Origin of the sequence: Pseudoalteromonas sp. SG45-1 (genome assembly GCF_014164135.1) — a bacterium.
GTDB classification, from domain to species: Bacteria; Pseudomonadota; Gammaproteobacteria; order Enterobacterales; family Alteromonadaceae; genus Pseudoalteromonas; species Pseudoalteromonas distincta.
The window spans coordinates 38538-57182 of sequence record NZ_JACJEP010000015.1 but is presented as its reverse complement, the minus strand read 5'-3'; the positions used below and the strand labels follow the sequence as shown (position 1 = coordinate 57182).

Below are 18645 nucleotides of genomic sequence, written 5' to 3'. Positions count from 1 at the left end.
CTCAAAGTAACGATAGCTAAATATATTTAGGTCTTGAAAATAACTCATCGTGACCACAAATATATAACTTAAAATGGGCAAATAAAGCCGCAATTGAAATAGTCTTTCGCAATAGCATTGCTGTTTGCTTAAACTTGAGTAAAATACTCAACAATTATAGTAACACTATATTACCGCTTGGTATAGGTAACTGCTCTGTTTCAACAGGCATTACGTATTACCAAATGGACTATCAACCAAAGAAGATGGAGATAAAAAAATGGCATTTGAACTACCGTCACTACCATATGCAATCGACGCACTTGAGCCACATATTTCAAAAGAAACGCTAGAGTTCCACCATGGCAAACACCACAACACATACGTGGTTAAGCTTAATGGTTTAATCCCTGGTACTGAGTTTGAAAACAAATCTCTAGAAGAGATCGTATGTTCATCAGAAGGCGGCGTATTTAACAACGCAGCACAAATCTGGAACCATACTTTTTACTGGAACAGCTTATCTCCAAACGGCGGAGGCGAGCCTACTGGCGCAGTTGCTGATGCAATCAACGCTAAATGGGGTTCTTTTGATGCGTTTAAAGATGCATTAAATGACAAAGCAGTAAATAACTTTGGTTCAAGCTGGACGTGGTTAGTTAAGCTTGCTGATGGTTCACTAGACATCGTTAATACATCTAACGCTGCTACACCATTAACTGATGATGGCGTTACTCCAATCCTTACAGTGGATTTATGGGAACACGCTTACTACATCGATTACCGTAACGTTCGTCCAGATTACCTTAAAGGTTTTTGGTCGCTTGTTAACTGGGAATTCGCGAACGCTAACTTCGCTTAATTAGCCTTTAAACGCTAATGTAAAAAAGACGCTTAGGCGTCTTTTTTTGTTTGTTGTTTATCACACCTAAGCGCCTCATCATCTAATAAAACACTTTTAGTAACATGATCTTTTTTCACTTAAATTTTTAATTTTATTGCACAAAAATACACATTCGTGACTAGACTTTAAAAGGTAAGCACCTTTTTACAGCGGGTTTCGGAGGTTATTATGACGATTTTTGAGCATTACCAAGCACGATACGAAGCGGCACAGGAAGAAGAATACAGTATCGCTGAATTTCTTGAGATTTGTAAAACCGATAAGTCTGCCTACGCCAGCGCACCAGAACGCCTACTCATGGCAATTGGCGAACCACACATGGTAGATACCGCAACGGATGCACGACTAAGTCGATTATTTTCAAATAGAGTAGTTGCGCGCTACCCTGCCTTTGCTGATTTTTATGGTATGGAAGACGCCATTGAGCAAATAGTCTCTTATTTAAAACATGCGGCTCAGGGGCTAGAAGAATGCAAACAAGTGCTTTATTTACTTGGACCTGTTGGTGGGGGTAAATCATCCATTGCTGAAAAACTAAAGTATTTAATGCAACAAGTGCCTATTTATTCAATTAAAGGGTCTCCTGTAAACGATCACCCCCTCTGCTTGTTTGATCCTATCGAAGATGCAGACGTACTCAGCAAAGAATACGGTATTAAACCGCGCTACTTAAAAACCATTATGTCGCCTTGGGCTGGCAAACGCTTAAAAGAGTTCAATGGTGATATAAGCCAGTTTAGAGTGGTTAAACGCTACCCTTCTATTTTAAACCAAATAGGCATTGCCAAAACCGAACCAGGAGATGAAAACAACCAAGATATTTCAGCACTGGTTGGTAAGGTCGATATTCGCCAGCTTGAGCACTTTGCCCAAAACGATCCTGATGCATACGCCTACTCTGGCTCTTTGTGTTTAGCTAACCAAGGGCTGATGGAATTTGTAGAAATGTTTAAAGCGCCTATTAAAGTGCTGCACCCTTTACTTACCGCAACCCAAGAAGGTAACTATAACGGCACAGAAGGCATTAGTGCCCTGCCCTTTAATGGCATGATCCTCGCTCACTCGAATGAGTCTGAGTGGCAAACCTTTAAAAACAATAAAAACAACGAAGCATTTTTAGACCGTGTTTATATTGTGAAAGTCCCTTATTGCTTACGTGTGACTGAAGAAATTAAAATTTACGACAAATTACTTGAGCACAGCGAGCTATACAACGCGCCATGTGCACCGGGTACACTTAAAACATTGGCGCAATTTACGACGCTATCACGTTTAAAAGAGCCAGAAAATTCAAGTATCTATTCTAAAATGCGGGTATACGATGGCGAAACTCTAAAAGATACCGACCCTAAAGCAAAATCGTATCAAGAGTATCGTGATTACGCAGGTGTTGATGAAGGTATGACGGGGCTCTCTACCCGCTTTGCGTTTAAAATTTTGTCCCGAGTGTTTAACTTTGATACCACTGAGGTTGCTGCAAATCCGGTGCATTTGTTCTATGTGCTTGAGCAACAGATAGAGCGCGAGCAATTTTCAAGTGAAATAGAAGAGCGTTATTTAAGCTTTTTAAAAGGCTATTTAATTCCACAATATGTCGAGTTTATAGGTAAAGAACTGCAAACCGCTTATCTAGAATCGTACTCAGAATACGGACAAAATATTTTTGACCGTTATGTTATTTATGCTGATTTTTGGATACAAGACCAAGAATATCGAGACCCTGATACGGGACAACTATTTGACCGCGAGGCACTTAATGCCGAACTTGAAAAAATAGAAAAGCCAGCAGGAATTTCCAACCCTAAAGATTTTCGTAATGAAATAGTGAACTTTGTACTGCGTGCCCGCGCACACAACAACGGTAAAAACCCACTATGGACAAGCTACGAAAAACTACGCACGGTGATTGAGAAAAAAATGTTCTCTAATACCGAAGATTTACTCCCTGTTATTTCGTTTAATACTAAAACGTCTGCAGAGGATCAGCAAAAGCACGAAGACTTTGTGAACCGTATGGTCGAAAAAGGCTATACACAAAAACAAGTTCGCTTGCTTTCTGAGTGGTATTTACGGGTTAGAAAATCGCAATAACCTTCATAGTCGTAGTATTTAGGAGGTCAATATGGCGCATTTTATAGATAGGCGTTTAAACGGAAAAAATAAAAGTACGCTTAATCGCCAGCGCTTTATTAGGCGCTATAAAAAACAAATTAAAGAAGCGGTTTCAGATGCGATTAACAAACGCAGCGTTACCGATTCAAGCTCTGGTGAGAGTATTTCTATTCCACAACGCGATATCAGCGAACCTACATTTCATCAAGGGCAAGGCGGGAATAGAGAACAAATTCACCCTGGTAACGATCAGTTTTCCACAGGTGATAAAATTGAGCGTCCTAAAGGCGGACAAGGCGGTGGTGCCGGTGAAGGTGACGCCAGCGATTCGGGCGAGGGACAAGATGAGTTTGTATTTTCAATATCAAAAGATGAATACCTTGATTTACTGTTTGAAGATCTAGAACTTCCTAACTTACAAGAGAACCAGCTTGATAAGTTAGTGCAAATGAAAACCCATCGCGCAGGTTTTTGTAGCGACGGCATGCCAAGTAATATTGACATTGTACGCTCTCTTCAAGGCTCGCTTGCACGGCGTGTTGCCATGAGTGCAGGTAAAAAACGCCGTTTAAAAGAGCTCGAAGAACAACTTGTTCTGCTGCTTGCTGGTCCACATAACGATAAAGCGGCAATTGCTTTATTACAAAAAGAAATTGCAGCATTAAAAGTGCAAATTAAGTCGGTTCCGTTTATTGATAACTACGATTTACGTTTTCGTAATTACGAAAAGCGCCCTCACCCCACCAGCAAAGCCGTGATGTTTTGTATTATGGATGTGTCAGGCTCAATGGATCAGCCAACAAAAGACATGGCAAAGCGTTTTTATATTTTGCTCTATCAATTTTTAACGCGCAGTTATAAAGACATAGAAGTTGTTTATATTCGCCACCACACACAAGCTAAAGAAGTAGACGAACAAGAGTTTTTTTACTCCCAAGAAACTGGCGGCACTATTGTTTCGAGCGCTCTTAAATTAATGAACGAAATAATAAAAGAGCGTTATCACGCAAATGAGTGGAATGTATACGCCGCACAAGCCTCTGATGGCGATAACTGGGCGGACGACACCCCGCAGTGTGGTGAAATATTACGTAATAAGCTCTTAAGCGCAGTACGCTATTTTGCTTATATTGAAATAACCACTCGTGCTCATCAAAGCCTATGGCGCGAATATGAATCTATAACACACAGCCATAATAATTTCGCTATACAGCATATCCAAAGCGTTGAAGATATTTACCCAATTTTTAGGGAGCTATTTAAAAAAGGTCGTCAACAGCAAAACTCTGCATAGCCAAAAGCGAGGTAGTATTATGAATGATAAACGATTGAGTGATGGCCCAGATTGGACCTTTGATTTATTAGATGAGTACCAAGGTGAAATTGCCCGTGTTGCAGCTCACTACAGGTTAGACACCTACCCTAATCAAATTGAAGTGATAACCGCAGAGCAAATGATGGATGCTTATTCAAGCGTTGGTATGCCTATTGGCTACAGTCATTGGTCTTACGGTAAGAAATTTATCCAAACAGAGCAAAATTATAAGCGCGGACAAATGGGTCTCGCTTACGAAATAGTGATAAATTCAGACCCTTGTATTGCGTACTTAATGGAAGAAAACACCCTACCTATGCAAGCGCTTGTAATGGCACATGCGTGTTACGGACATAACTCATTTTTTAAAGGTAATTACTTATTTAAAACCTGGACCGATGCAGGTTCAATTATTGATTACTTGGTATTTGCTAAAAACTACATAAGCCGCTGTGAAGAAAAGCATGGTATTACACAAGTAGAAGCCCTACTCGACTCATGTCATGCATTAATGAATTACGGGGTCGATCGCTACAAACGTCCACAACAAATATCGCTATTTGAAGAGCAAAAACGCCAACAAGAGCGCGAAGACTACCTTCAATCGCAAGTAAACGAATTATGGCGAACTATTCCTGAGCAACAGCAAGAAACCAAAAAGAAAGTCCGCCATTTCCCTTCTGAACCTCAAGAAAATATTTTGTATTTTATTGAAAAAAATGCCCCATTACTGGACTCTTGGCAACGTGAAGTGATACGTATTGTTCGTAAAATTTCGCAATACTTTTACCCACAAAAACAAACTCAAGTAATGAACGAAGGCTGGGCAACTTTTTGGCATTACACCATCCTTAATCACTTATATGATGAGGGAAAGCTCAGCGACTCTTTCATGTTAGAGTTTTTACAAAGCCACACCAACGTAGTTTATCAGCCACCTTATAACAGTAAGTATTATTCAGGCATTAACCCATATGCTTTAGGCTTTAATATGATGGTTGATATTCGCAGAATATGTGAACACCCAACTGAAGAAGATAAACGCTGGTTTCCTGAATATGCAGGTAGTAACTGGCTAGATACACTGCATTTTGCAATGGAAAACTTTAAGGATGAGAGTTTTATTAGCCAGTTTTTATCGCCTAAGTTAATTCGTGATTTTAAATTATTTACTATTATTGACCATACTAACAATCCCCATTTACAGATTGGCGCAATACATAACGACAACGGCTATAAGGCAGTGAGAGAAGCACTCTCAGCGCAGTACAATTTAAGTAATCATGAGCCTAACATTCAAGTGTATGATGTTGATATTAGAGGTGACCGTTCATTAACCCTACGCTATGTACCCCATAACAATATTCCTTTAGCAAACTCGCACGAGGAAGTGCTTAAGCATCTTTACAGATTATGGGGCTTTAAAGTAAAACTAGAACAAGAGTCAAATTCTGGTGAAGTTTCAATGATTGGTCAATGCCCAATAGATGACTCTCGACACACAACACAATAATGAAGGGCAATACAATTTCCATACTGATTGGATTTGCTCAGCAGATTGTAAAAAAACACGGTATTATTTAACCCTAAATTCTGGATATAAAAAATGACGCTTAAGCGTCATTTTTTATATCTTCGTAGGCTATTACTTTATTTCGCCCTGTATTTTTAGACTGGTACAGTGCTTTATCTGCAGCCTCTATCCAGCGCTCATGATTTTTAAAATCATTACTGCTACCAGCCAGCCCTATACTTACCGTCATTGTTATTTCAAAGTGTTTATACTTAACAGGGTTACTTTCAATCAATACCCTTAAACGCTCAGCAAATACAAAAGCGCCTTCTTTATCTGTATCAAGCAATGTCACTGCAAACTCTTCACCGCCATAGCGCCCTGCAACATCAGTCTCGCGCAGCGTCGTACGTAGTAAGTTAGATAAGTGACGAAGCGATTCATCACCACAGCTATGACCATATTCATCATTTATTTTTTTAAAGTGATCAATATCAAACATTAATAATGTACTACAGCCACCACTTCGCTTAACTCTTAAAAACTCTTGGCGTAGCGTACCTTCCCAGTGTCCACGGTTTGCAAGCTGCGTTAAGCTATCTGTTTGACTTACTTGTTCTAATTTTTTATTTAACTCTTCAAGCTCTTTTTTATTTACCGCCACATCTGTTACATCATACAAAATAATACAAATGTGGCTAACTTCGCCCATCGTATTGGTAAGAGGGATGAATGTCGCATTTTGATACATGTAATCAGCTTTACCAGTAATAGGTCGATAATTTTTAAACCTAAAAATGTATGGCTGCTGCTCCCAAATCGTAAAAGAGCGGTTTTTTAAAACAAAAACCGACTCAGATTTACTTCTAAACCATTTTTCGTCTATTGCAGGAAATAAATCAAATAGATCTTTATCTTTTACTGCGCTTGGTAGAAGCCCTGAATGGTTTTCCATAAAACCATTCCATACACACACCTTATAATCCCTATCGAGTACCACAAGGCCTACATCAACGGTATTAAACATATCCATTAACCAATGGATCTCATTCATTTCTAAATCAGCGGCCATAACTTAATCTTCTAATAGGTAAGCAACTTTGTATTTCAAAGTTTTAAGTGAATCTTCAGTAAATAACAGCATGAGGTCGCAGTTTATATCATGGTTTTCAATACCGTAACTAATCTCTATTGCAAGGGTGCGTTGCCAACGTGACTTGTTTGATTTAACCAACTCAGATACATCTCTGTGTTGGCCAAGTACAATCGGGTGCCCTTGGCTAAATGACATATCGAGCTGTTTTGAAAGACCCGTTAAAATAGCGCCTATCAAAATATTACTAATATCCATAAGCAGCTCAAGTTCAACTTTATCGTTTAACTCGCCGTCATAGTTCATCAAAGAAGCTATTTCTTTAAAGCTTGAATCATTTAAAAGTAATAGCGCCTCGCCCGAAATACCACCGCCAATAAAGCCCTGGCACACACCCGATGTAGCTGCGTTATTATCTATAGACTGCAGCGCCATATCGAGTTCATTAACTTCCAAAATATTCACATTAGGAATTGGTAACTCTACAAATACATTAAGAAGACGTGCAAGTAAATCCCCAGCCTGCCCCATAGCAACGTTAGTTAGCTCTTGGTATATATCCCGAACATCAGGGTCGACTTGCTCTCCTAGCGAATGAGAGAGACGCTCACGCATGGCTTTATCTTTAATCCCATGGTGTTCAATTATGCTGGCTAGTTTTTCGGGAGAACATGGTTTTTGAATAAAATCGATAGCACCAAGCTCAAGCACTCTTTGGTGTGCACTTGGTTGTATATCACCAGAGACAACAACAGTGAGAATATTAAGCCCCTGTTCTTTCATAGCGATTAAAACTTCATAACCGTCCATTTCTGGCATGTTTAAATCGAGAAAAAGTATCTCTGGTTCAATTAACTTTATTTGCTTTATACAATCAACGCCGTCAAGTGCAAATTCAACTTTAATGTCCCAATCTTCAGGTAATGAGCGAGCTAGCTGACGTCTAGCTAATTTCGAGTCATCACATATTAATACCGATGTTGACATATTATCTCTCTGTTTCTAAACCAGTAATGAGCATTAAAATCATTTTATGATGGTTTTTATTTTTATTATTGAAGATATCTTTTGTAACTTCATGTTAATCAAAGTTTAGCATAGTTACAATTTTTATATTTCAGAGCTAATACCCACTCTATTAAGCAGGTTTAATCACTTGGTAACTATAGCCCAGTATAATACACTGACGCCCATTGCGTTAATTTAAAAGGAAATACCTTATGTTACGTTCACTTGCCTTTGCTTTGAGTTCATTTTGTTCTGTGGCTATTGCAGCCGACTATCCAGAAAACACGCTTGATGCAGGAAAAGTATCCGCGCAAGGCAAACCAGTCACTTTATTAGGTCAAGGTATCTCAATTGGAGATAGTGCGCCAAACTTTAAAGTTGTTGATGACAACTTTATTCCAGTGACACTTGAGGATTATAAAGGCCAAGCTGTATTAATAAGTGTAGTACCCAGCCTAGATACCGGCATTTGTAGCCTGCAAACTAAGCACTTTAATGAAAAAGTAGCCTCACAATTCCCAAGTGTAGTTATGCTAACAATTAGTGCTGATTTACCATTTGCTCAAAAGCGTTTTTGCAAAGCTGAAAATATCGATAAAATCACTACGTTATCAGATTCTGTTTGGCGTGATTTTGGTCAGAAATACGGATTGATTATTAAAGATATGGGCTTACTAACGCGAACAGTCTTTATTTTAGATGAAAGCCATAACGTCATTTATAAACAGTTAGTTAGTAGCCTTTCAACTGAACCAGAATACAACAGCGTAATTGAGAAACTTAAAACATTGTAAAGTCCATTAAGTAGCACTAATTAAGCAATGCTAAATAGCCTTAAAACAAAAAACCGCCAATTGGCGGTTTTTTAATGTGCTTTTATAATTAACCTAAAAGTTCACCAAGTTGTTGGCTAACAGTTTCAACAGCTTGTGTACCATCTAGTTTATGGTATTGAGTATTACCAGCAGCCGCTTCTGCTTGATAGTAATCAACCAATGGCATAGTTTGCTCGTGGTAAATACCTAAACGTTTACGTACTGTTTCTTCAGTATCATCAGCGCGAACAATTAAATCTTCGCCAGTTTCGTTGTCTTTACCTTCCACTTTTGGTGGATTATAAACAACGTGGTAAACACGACCAGAACCAGGATGAACGCGACGTCCGCCCATACGCTCAACAATGACTTCATCAGCCACGTCAAATTCAATAACGTGATCAACCACTACGCCATTTTCTTTCATTGCATCCGCTTGCGGGATTGTACGCGGGAAGCCATCAAGTAAAAAACCTTTCTCACAATCCGCTTTAGTAATACGCTCTTTAACTAAACCAATAATAATATCGTCAGAAATTAGTTGACCAGCATCCATTACTTTTTTTGCTTCTAGACCCAGTGGCGTGCCTTCTTTAATTGCCGCACGTAACATATCGCCAGTAGAAATTTGTGGAATACCGTATTTGTCCATTAAAAACTGAGCTTGAGTACCTTTACCTGCACCCGGCGCGCCCAAAAGAATAATGCGCATATTATTGTCCCCTAGTATGGATATTTATTTTAAAGCCTGAATTCTTCCACAAGCGCCGCCGATACTCAAGCAACTTATACTAATTGATGAGCCGTGGGGGTGTTTACAGGGCATTAAAAAAGGGAACACACGTTCCCTTTTATTTAAAGTACATAATTTATACTTTATTAACTGAGTAAATAGCTATTTGCTTATTTACTTAGTTCAAGCATCAATTTATTTAAGCGAGTAACAAATCCTGTTGGATCTTTAAGTGTACCGCGTTCTGCAAGTAGCGCTTGATCTAGTAAAACGTGTGACCACTGCGCAAACTTATCTTCATCTTGTTCGTCATTTAAGTGCTTAACAAGTTGATGCTCTGGGTTTAGCTCAAACACAGGTTTTGCTTCAGGGGCTGCTTGACCAACAGACTCCATTAGCTTTTGCATTTGTGAGCTCATGTCGTTGTCGTCGCTTACAACACATGCTGGAGAATCTGTTAAGCGGTGCGTAAAGCGCACTTCTTTAACGTCATCACCTAGTGCTGTTTTAATACGTTCAACAAGCCCAGCCATTTCTTTTTCAGACTCTTCTTGCGCTTTTTTAGTTTCTTCGTCGTCAAGCTTACCTAAATCTAAGTCACCACGTGTGATCGACTGTAGTTGCTTATCAGCAAATTCAGTTAGGTGACTCATCATCCACTCGTCAACACGGTCACTTAGTACTAATACTTCAATGCCTTTTTTGCGGAAAATCTCTAAATGCGGTGAGTTTTTCGCAGCGGTGAATGTATCAGCTACTACGTAGTAAATTTTGTCTTGGCCTTCGTTCATGCGTTCAACATATTGCTCAAGCGACACATCTTGTGTTTGTGAATCAGTGTGTGTCGAAGAAAAACGAAGTAGCTTACAAATAGCTTCTTTATTGGCAGCATCTTCAGCTGGGCCTTCTTTCATTACTTGACCAAACTCATTCCAAAATACTTGGTAATCGTCAGCTTTGTTTTTAGCCATACGCTCAAGCATTTTAATAATACGCGATGTACACCCTTTACGAATAGCTTGCGTTACTTTGTTGTCTTGTAGAATTTCACGAGATACGTTCAGTGGTAAATCGTTTGAATCTAGTAAGCCTTTTACAAAGCGAAGGTAGCTTGGCATGAACTGCTCAGCATCATCCATTACAAACACACGTTGTACGTAAAGTTTTAAGCCACTTTGACGTTCACGGTTCCATAAGTCGAAAGGTGCTTTTTTAGGAATATATAAAAGGCTAGTGTATTCAGTTTTACCTTCAACCTTATTATGTGCCCAGCTAAGTGGCTCTTCCCAATCATGGCTAACATGCTTGTAAAACTCTTTGTATTCTTCATCAGAAAGCTCTGACTTATCGCGTGTCCACAATGCAGTTGCACGGTTAATGCTTTCCCACTCACCTGGTACTGCTGGAATTTTTTCGCCGTCTTCGCCTTCAGATTCTGGCACTTCTGCTTTAAACATTTGTACTGGCGTTGAGATGTGATCAGAGTATTTAGTAACGATACTACGTAGGCGCCAGTCATCAGCAAATTCTTTTTCTTCATCGCGAAGATGTAAAATAATGTCGGTACCACGGCCTTCTTTTTCAATTTCTTGAAGTGTGTATTCGCCTTCACCTTGAGATTCCCACTCATAAGCGGTTGTTTCACCAGCTTTGCGTGTACGAACAGTTACTAAATCAGCAACAATAAATGCAGAGTAAAAACCTACACCAAATTGACCAATTAACTGTGAATCTTTACTTTGATCACCCGTTAAGTTTTTGAAAAACTCAGCAGTACCCGACTTTGCAATAGTACCTAATGAGCTAATGATTTCATCGCGCGTCATACCAATACCATTATCTGAAATGGTAATTGTATTTGCTTCTTTATCTGCACTAATACGAACACGTAAATCGGCATCACCTTGATAAAGGTCACCTTGAGATAATGCTAAAAAGCGTAACTTGTCTGCTGCGTCTGATGCATTTGACACAAGCTCACGTAAAAATATTTCTTTATTAGAATAAAGAGAATGAATCATTAAGTTTAATAATTGTTTTACTTCTGTTTGAAAGCCTAATGTTTCTTTTTGTGCTGCAGTCATTTATATATCTCCAATTTGCAAAGTGTCTGCGTTATGCACTTAATATGGGGTGAGGTGTTAGAACTTCAAGGGAAAAATTTAAAAAAGGTGAAACGAAAACAAAGAACCATTAATTTGTTTAAAACGAATGCGGACAATTAATATGAATCTTTTCACCTGTTGTTGGATGTTCAAAATATAAATCGCTGGCATGTAATTGTAACCGCCCTGCCATATATTCACTTTGCGCACTTTTATATAAATCACAGCCTAAAATTGGGTGCCCTATAAACTGGCTGTGTATTCGTAATTGATGGGTACGCCCAGTAATAGGTGTAAATTGCACTAAGGTTCTGCACGGCTGCCTGAGCCGCTTAAGTACTTTATATTCACTCAGCGCTGTTTTACCTGTCGATTGGCAAATTTTAACACGCGGAAAAAGCAGTTTATCTTTTGCAATTGGCGCAGTAATTTGCCCTTCATCAACAGCCAAGCATCCCTTTAACATGGCTACATAACGCTTTTGAATAGTACGCGCTTGAAATTGCTTATTAAGGTGCTTTGACGCAATCGCGTTTAACCCAACAATCATAATGCCCGATGTGCCCAAATCTAGCCGATGCGGTAACTTAGCCTCTGCAAATGCAGCTGTTAAGCCCTTTTGACCATTTACTAAGCGGTAATGCACTGAGTCCCAATTAAGCGGATTTTTACCTGATAAGCTTAATAGTCCACTGGGTTTATTGATCAGTAAAATATCGTCATCTTGATATAATATTTCAATAAACCCGTCGCACTTAGGGGCTACAAAATCATCAACTATAATGGGTTGTTCTGAAGGTGTTTGCGATGTTGAGTTAGCCATTAAGTTAATCATTAAATTAGTCACTATCTTTTGAATGAAGCGCTTTTAAAGCCAATACTTTTTCACGTAAACCATCTGCTACTACTTTATCAGCTGCAATCGGGGCACCGACTGCAACCGACACCAAAGACCATTTTAATCGAGGCAATTGCCACTTAGCTTTACGACTAAACATGCTGCCCCATAAACCACCTAAGTGCACAGGAATAACGGGCACAGGTGAGCGCTCAATAATGCGCTCGATTCCACGGCGAAAAATATCCACTGAGCCGTCACTGGTTAGTTTTCCTTCAGGGAAAATACCAACAAGTTCGCCTTTATTAAGCGCAGCAGCTACTTCGTCAAAGGCTTTTTTAAACGCTTCTGGATTGGTTTTTTCACTGTTAATGGGAATAGCCTTAGCCATTTTAAATAACCAATGTAGGGCCGGCGAATAATAAATAGGGGCAAATACCATAAACCGGATAGGCCTTGGTGATGCGGCTAAAATAAACATCCAATCAACAAAGCTGACATGATTACACACGACAACCGCAGCGCCTGCATCAGGTATATTACTTTCACCTTTTGTACGCACTCTGTACATACAAATAGCTAAAATATATATAATAAATCGTAAAAAGAACTCTGGTACTTTGGTATAAATATAAACAGAGATAAGTAAGTTTAGCCCAGCAAGAAACAGTAGCAACTCTGAAATACTCCACTCAAAAACAGACAGTGTTACAATGCTCAAAATAGCACTGCCCACCATAAACAGTGCATTTAATACATTGTTAGCCGCTATAACTCGTGAGCGACTCGACTCTTCAGTACGCTGTTGAATAAGCGCATACAGCGGTACAGTGTAAAAACCAGAGCCAATACCAATGCCTGCCATCCATACAAAGTGCCACACCATATCGCCTGTTTTTAATAGCTCCTGAAGCGTCATTAACTCAGGGTGTTGAGGTAAATAAGAGCTAATGGCTGGCTCTTGGCTCAGTAAGTATAAAAACAAGGTAATTAAGATAGCGCCAAAAGGCACAATTCCTAATTCTATTCGAGAGCGAGAAAGCTTTTCACACAGTAACGAACCAATCGCAATACTTAGTGAAAACACAACAAGCGCACTAGTTACAACCAGTTCATCGCCGCCCATTGTGTGTTTTACATAATTTGGTAGGGACGTTAAAACGATGGCGCCAATTAACCAAAACCAACTGATCCCAAGGACTGATTTACCAACCGATTCTGTTTGCGAGTTAAGTACTGAAAATACATTTCTTGTCGATGAAAATATATTATAGGTAAATTTTAAGTTAGGCTCGTTTGCTTCACTAGTGGGTATAAAGCGACTGCTCACATAACCCATCACGGCCAAGACTAATACGGCAATACTTATAAGCGTAGGCCCTACTGATTGAGTAATATAATAAGTGCCAAAAATTGTACCAATTAGTATCGCCACAAACGTGCCTGATTCAACCAAACCATTCGCTTTTGTTAATTCATTAGGTGCTACGTGCTGCGGTAAAATAGAATATTTTAATGGACCAAAAAACGTACTTTGCACGCCCATTAAAAATACGGTGGCTAACATTAGCCACACATACTGCGTTAAAATAGAAACTGCCCCTACAACCATAATAGGGATCTCACATAGTTTTACGATTCTAATCAATTTTGATTTTTCTGTTTTTTCTGCAAGCTGCCCTGCCATCCCTGAAAAGAAAAAGAACGGAAGAATAAATAACCCAGCAGCAATATTTGAATAAAGTGCGCCATCTGCAAGTGTTGCAGCCTGAAATATCAATAGAATAAGCACTGATTGCTTATACACGTTATCGTTTATCGCTGAGAAAAACTGCGTAATAAAAAGCGGTAAAAAACGCTTACTACCTAGTAATGCACCTTGATAGGGTTGGTTATCTTTCATTGTATTCCTTACTAATTAGAGACATAGCCCAAAAATAAATTAGATTGTTTCTAAGCTTACCTTAAAAACGAAAAAGCCTACATGATTTAATCATGTAGGCTTTTGTAATTTGTTTTCAAATAGTGACTTAGAGCTAGTCTTGAGTAACTAGGCGCCTGCCGCTAAAGGCATGCATAAGTGTTCTACCATCTACTAAATCAAGCTCACCTCCCACAGGAATACCATGGGCAATACGTGAAGCGCCTACTTTGTATTTATGACAAAGCTGAGCAATATAATGTGCGGTAGTATCGCCTTCAACCGTAGGGTTAGTCGCTAAAATAACCTCATTAATATCGCCTTGAGCAAGCTTTTGCTCTAAAACATCTAAGCCAATCTCTTTAGGACCAATACCGTCAATTGGCGATAAGTGACCCATTAATACAAAGTATAGACCTAAATACTGCCCTGTTTGCTCGATGGCAAGTACGTCAGTAGGTGATTCAACAACACATAATATACCGCTGTCTTGGCGTTTTGTACTTAAACAAATATCGCACTGAGCTTGTTCGCAAAAAGTACGACAAGACTGACAGTGCCCTATGGCGGTCATTGCTTTAGTGAGTGCATTGCCCAGCTGAGTGCCTCCCTTTCGGTCGCGCTCAAGCAGGTGAAAAGCAATACGTTGCGCTGACTTTGGACCAATGCCAGGTTGACAGCGCAGTGCTTCTATAAGCTGATTTAAACTATCTGAAAGTTGCATTATTGACTTAAAACGGCATTTTCATACCTGGTGGTAATTGCATACCGCCAGTTACTTTACCCATACGCTCTTGTGTTTCTTCAGCAACACGGCGTACAGCATCGTTACATGCTGCTGCAAGTAAGTCTTCAATCATGTCTTTGTCGTCTTCCATCAAGCTTTCATCAAGCTGAACACGACGTACATTGTGGTTACCAAGCATGGTTACTTTAACTAAACCGGCACCGGCTTCGCCAACAACTTCTAATGTTGCGATTTCGTCTTGGGCTTTTTGCATGCGATCTTGCATTTGCTGCGCTTGCTTCATCATGTTGCCCATTCCACCTTTAAACATAACTTTCTCTCTTTCTTTTAATACATTAATTAACATGAACATAAGGGCGATTGTAAGTAATTACAATGCCTGAATACTGTTTTCGTCAATTTCGGCGCTAAATACTTGCTGAAATTGTACTATGTTTTCATCAGATGTGATCACATCGATTGCTTGTTGATGACGACCTGCATCAATTTTTTGCTGAATAAGATAAGGAGAGTCAATAACTCCCTTAGCAAAATTAATACTTAACGACACGTTATGCTCATAAATACTCGACAATGCGGCATCTAATCTTTGGCGAAGCATCGGTGTATCTAAATGCTTTTGTGATTCATCAACGTCTATATGTAAACTGTTGCCTTGCTTGGTAAATATTGAATGCAATGCAAATTGGCGCATACGACCCCCCAGTCCCATACGTTTAATTAAATAAGCCCATTCATCTTGTTGATGTGCAAATCTAATTTCACTAATTGGACTTTGAAAATCATCAGGCACGGGAATGCTAATTTCCTCGGGCGCTGCTTCAGGTACTTTTTGAGGATTTATTTGCTCAAGTAGCTCTGGCGCTAGATTTTCGGTAATTGTTTGATGCTTTTCTTTAAAATCAACTTTTCGTACTGGTTTTGTATTAGCGTGACCATGTGCCTGGCTTTCGCTCCCTCTTGGTGGGAGCTCATGCTTTTTTTCACTTGCACCTGCACTATCATTTACCCAAGGTGGGGGATCGCTAGGTGCAATGCTTGAAACGCTGTTGAGCTCGTTTATATTTTCAGCGGTACTATCTTGGTGAACACTTTGAGCTTTAGGCATTCTTGGCTGGTGTTCTGGCTTTTTAGCGGGTGCTTGGTTTGGCTGCGCTGCTACATTATTTGCAGAGGTGCTTGTACTCTTGCTTGATAACCTACCCGCACCGGATATGTTTCTATCACGTAAAATACGAGCAATGGCAGATTGCGCCTGCGCTTCTTGTTCAGCTATTGGCGTACTTGCATTGTGATTTGTTAAGGGCTCTGATTGAGGTTCTGAGTTTGCAGTAGGTGCAGGGTTAAAACCCTGATCTACAGCGCTACTCATTATATCGTCAAATTGCGAGGCCAGCGTTTGTTCAGCATCACTATGGAGCATATAAGCTTCATCTTCACTTTGTCGCTGGGCTTGAGCATCTGAAACAACATTGGTTTGTGGTTGCTCTTTAGCTAAAGCCTGTTGCTTTGAAGCGTTTTCACTTTGTTGAACCGGTTGCTCTACTGCAACTTGGGCAGGCTCATTATTACTTTGCACGACTTCATTATTTGATGACTGAGCGGCTGCGTTAGCTGAAGGCTCTATCTCAACGGCTTTAGGCTGCTCTGCATTGCTAACTGGCTTAATATTATTTACTGGAGCACTGCTTTGGCCAGCTACTGTGTTTTGCGATGTTTTATTTTTATTTAATATATCTCGCAGTGCATTTGCACGGCCTTGTTTATTTGGGGCCGGCTCTTCGTTTGCTGTGTGTATAGTTTGTTGCGCGTCTGTAGGCTTAAATGCTAATAATCTTAGCATAATCATTTCAAAACCTAAGCGAGGCTCTGGTGCCCATTGTAAATCTTTTTTACCATTTAACAGTAACTGATAATAAATTTGAATTTGTTGTGGGCTCGTATGTTGTGCAACATGAGCAATATAATCTACATTTTTTTCATCTAGCCCTGCCGCTTCTGGCACTAACTGGGTTAGTTGGGTCAAATGCGTAAGTGCAATTAAATCATCAAGCAATGCCACATAATTAGGATTACGACTTGCCACCTGCGCAATCTCATCCATTAGCGCAGCGCCATCTTGTGCAAGTAATGCCGCAAGCAAGCTTTGGCTATAATGAGTATCCATTAAACCAAGCATTGTTTGTACTGCTTGATTATTAATATCACCATTTGTTTGCGCAATAGCTTGGTCGGTTAAGCTAAGTGCATCACGCATACTGCCATCAGCGGCTTTTGAAATAATGCTAAGTGCATCGGTATCAAAGCTAAGCTGCTCTTGAGTAAGTACGTGTTCAAGCTGTGTTTTAATTTCACTTTGCGACAAGGCATTTAAGTTAAATTGTAGACAGCGAGATAAAATAGTAACTGGTAATTTTTGAGGATCGGTGGTCGCCAATAAAAATTTCACATGCTCTGGTGGCTCTTCAAGCGTTTTTAAAAGCGCGTTAAAGCTGTGCTTAGAAAGCATGTGAACTTCATCGATTAGGTATACTTTATAACGTCCACGAGTTGGTGCATATTGAACGTTATCAAGTATTTCGCGAGTGTCTTCTACTTTTGTACGAGAAGCCGCATCTATTTCGAGTAGGTCAATGTAGCGCCCTGCTTCTATATCCAAACAGCTGCTACATTGTCCACACGGATTTGCAGATATACCTTCATCGCAATTTAAGCTTTTAGCAAAAATACGTGCAATGGTGGTTTTACCTACACCGCGGGTTCCAGTGAATAAATAAGCGTGATGCAGTCTATTTTGCGTAAGCGCATTTACAAGCGCTTGCTTAACATGAGACTGCCCAACCAATTCATGAAAGGTTTGAGGACGCCATTTTCTCGCTAGAACCTGATAACTCATCGATTACTCGCCTTCGAATTCAACCAATTTTAGGATTTTAATACCCATTTTTTTGATGCGCTGCTCGCCACCAAGTTCTGGTAGTGATACAACAAATGCTGCATCTGTGGCTTCGCCACCTAGTTTATTAACTAACTTAGCAGTGGCTTCAATTGTGCCACCAGTTGCTAATAAGTCATCAACTAGTAATACTTTGTCGCCAGGTACAATTGCATCTACATGCAGTTCTAGCGTGTCTTCACCGTACTCAAGTAAGTAATCTTGGCGAATAACTTCGCGTGGTAACTTACCTGGTTTACGTACTGGAATAAACGGAATGCCTAACGCATAAGACAATGGCGCACCAAAAATAAAACCACGTGATTCTGTGCCTATGATTTTAGTAAAGCCCTGATCTTTATATTCTGCGATAAACGCGTCAATAGTTGCTTTAAAGGCTTCTGGATTTGCCATTAAAGTGGTTACATCGCGAAACATAATGCCCGCTTTTGGATAATCAGCAATTGTAGTTATGCTGTTTTTGATAATTGCTGGTGTTACTTGAGTCATAATTTTAACTGCTCAATTGTTTATATTACAAAGCAGGTGATTATAACCTTAACTAACCTTTAATTGCGAGTTTGGCGTTATTATAAAAGAAGTATTAAATATGGACGGGGTAATTA

At 39.6% G+C, this 18645-nt stretch carries 15 protein-coding genes; 5 read left to right on the top strand and 10 right to left on the bottom strand.

Features of this window, described 5'->3' with window-relative positions:
- The first annotated feature begins 259 nt into the window (after positions 1-259).
- From H5117_RS13390 to H5117_RS13375, 4 genes are all read left to right on the top strand, one after another.
- Entirely contained in the window at positions 260-841 is a 582-nt protein-coding gene (locus H5117_RS13390; protein ID WP_002960323.1) for a superoxide dismutase, read from the top strand.
- Positions 842-1051: 210 nt separating this feature from the next.
- Positions 1052-2974, top strand: coding sequence for a PrkA family serine protein kinase (locus H5117_RS13385; RefSeq protein ID WP_182738298.1), 1923 nt, complete (start codon positions 1052-1054; stop codon positions 2972-2974).
- A gap of 31 nt (positions 2975-3005) precedes the next feature.
- Complete coding sequence (locus tag H5117_RS13380) at positions 3006-4289, top strand: YeaH/YhbH family protein (protein ID WP_182711563.1); 1284 nt, start codon at positions 3006-3008, stop codon at positions 4287-4289.
- Positions 4290-4308: 19 nt separating this feature from the next.
- Complete coding sequence (locus H5117_RS13375; RefSeq protein WP_182738296.1) at positions 4309-5823, top strand: SpoVR family protein; 1515 nt, start codon at positions 4309-4311, stop codon at positions 5821-5823.
- Positions 5824-5923: 100 nt separating this feature from the next.
- Here H5117_RS13375 and H5117_RS13370 read toward each other — a convergent pair whose 3' ends face one another.
- Both H5117_RS13370 and H5117_RS13365 read right to left on the bottom strand, forming a co-directional pair.
- The gene (locus H5117_RS13370; RefSeq protein ID WP_182715822.1) at positions 5924-6895 is read right to left on the bottom strand and encodes a diguanylate cyclase; all 972 of its coding nucleotides are present in this window, start codon (positions 6893-6895) and stop codon (positions 5924-5926) included.
- Positions 6896-6898: 3 nt separating this feature from the next.
- Positions 6899-7903 carry a response regulator gene (locus H5117_RS13365; RefSeq protein ID WP_024590825.1) on the bottom strand — a complete coding sequence of 335 codons (1005 nt, stop codon included), beginning with the start codon at positions 7901-7903 and terminating at the stop codon, positions 6899-6901.
- A gap of 233 nt (positions 7904-8136) precedes the next feature.
- On the opposite strand from H5117_RS13365, the gene tpx reads away from it, so the two are divergent.
- Positions 8137-8718 (top strand): thiol peroxidase, encoded by a 582-nt coding sequence (gene tpx, locus H5117_RS13360; protein ID WP_182695637.1) that lies wholly within the window; start codon positions 8137-8139, stop codon positions 8716-8718.
- Between the two features lie 88 nt (positions 8719-8806).
- Here the strand turns inward: tpx and adk are convergent, their stop codons facing one another.
- The 8 genes from adk to apt form a co-directional block, all read right to left on the bottom strand.
- Positions 8807-9451 (bottom strand): adenylate kinase, encoded by a 645-nt coding sequence (adk, locus tag H5117_RS13355; protein WP_002962321.1) that lies wholly within the window; start codon positions 9449-9451, stop codon positions 8807-8809.
- Positions 9452-9642: 191 nt separating this feature from the next.
- Positions 9643-11556 carry a molecular chaperone HtpG gene (gene htpG / locus H5117_RS13350; protein WP_182738294.1) on the bottom strand — a complete coding sequence of 638 codons (1914 nt, stop codon included), beginning with the start codon at positions 11554-11556 and terminating at the stop codon, positions 9643-9645.
- A 118-nt stretch (positions 11557-11674) separates the two neighbouring features.
- Entirely contained in the window at positions 11675-12412 is a 738-nt protein-coding gene (locus H5117_RS13345; protein WP_182738292.1) for an RluA family pseudouridine synthase, read from the bottom strand.
- A 4-nt stretch (positions 12413-12416) separates the two neighbouring features.
- On the bottom strand, positions 12417-14318 hold the full coding sequence (locus H5117_RS13340) for an MFS transporter (RefSeq protein WP_182738290.1): 1902 nt from the start codon (positions 14316-14318) through the stop codon (positions 12417-12419).
- Positions 14319-14451: 133 nt separating this feature from the next.
- Complete coding sequence (gene recR, locus H5117_RS13335) at positions 14452-15060, bottom strand: recombination mediator RecR (RefSeq protein WP_002962308.1); 609 nt, start codon at positions 15058-15060, stop codon at positions 14452-14454.
- A gap of 7 nt (positions 15061-15067) precedes the next feature.
- Positions 15068-15394, bottom strand: a complete 327-nt coding sequence (locus H5117_RS13330) for a YbaB/EbfC family nucleoid-associated protein (RefSeq protein ID WP_002962306.1) — start codon at positions 15392-15394, stop codon at positions 15068-15070.
- Positions 15395-15454: 60 nt separating this feature from the next.
- The gene (gene dnaX / locus H5117_RS13325; RefSeq protein ID WP_182695641.1) at positions 15455-17980 is read right to left on the bottom strand and encodes a DNA polymerase III subunit gamma/tau; all 2526 of its coding nucleotides are present in this window, start codon (positions 17978-17980) and stop codon (positions 15455-15457) included.
- A gap of 3 nt (positions 17981-17983) precedes the next feature.
- On the bottom strand, positions 17984-18529 hold the full coding sequence (gene apt, locus H5117_RS13320; RefSeq protein ID WP_002962303.1) for an adenine phosphoribosyltransferase: 546 nt from the start codon (positions 18527-18529) through the stop codon (positions 17984-17986).
- Between the last annotated feature and the right edge of the window lie 116 nt (positions 18530-18645).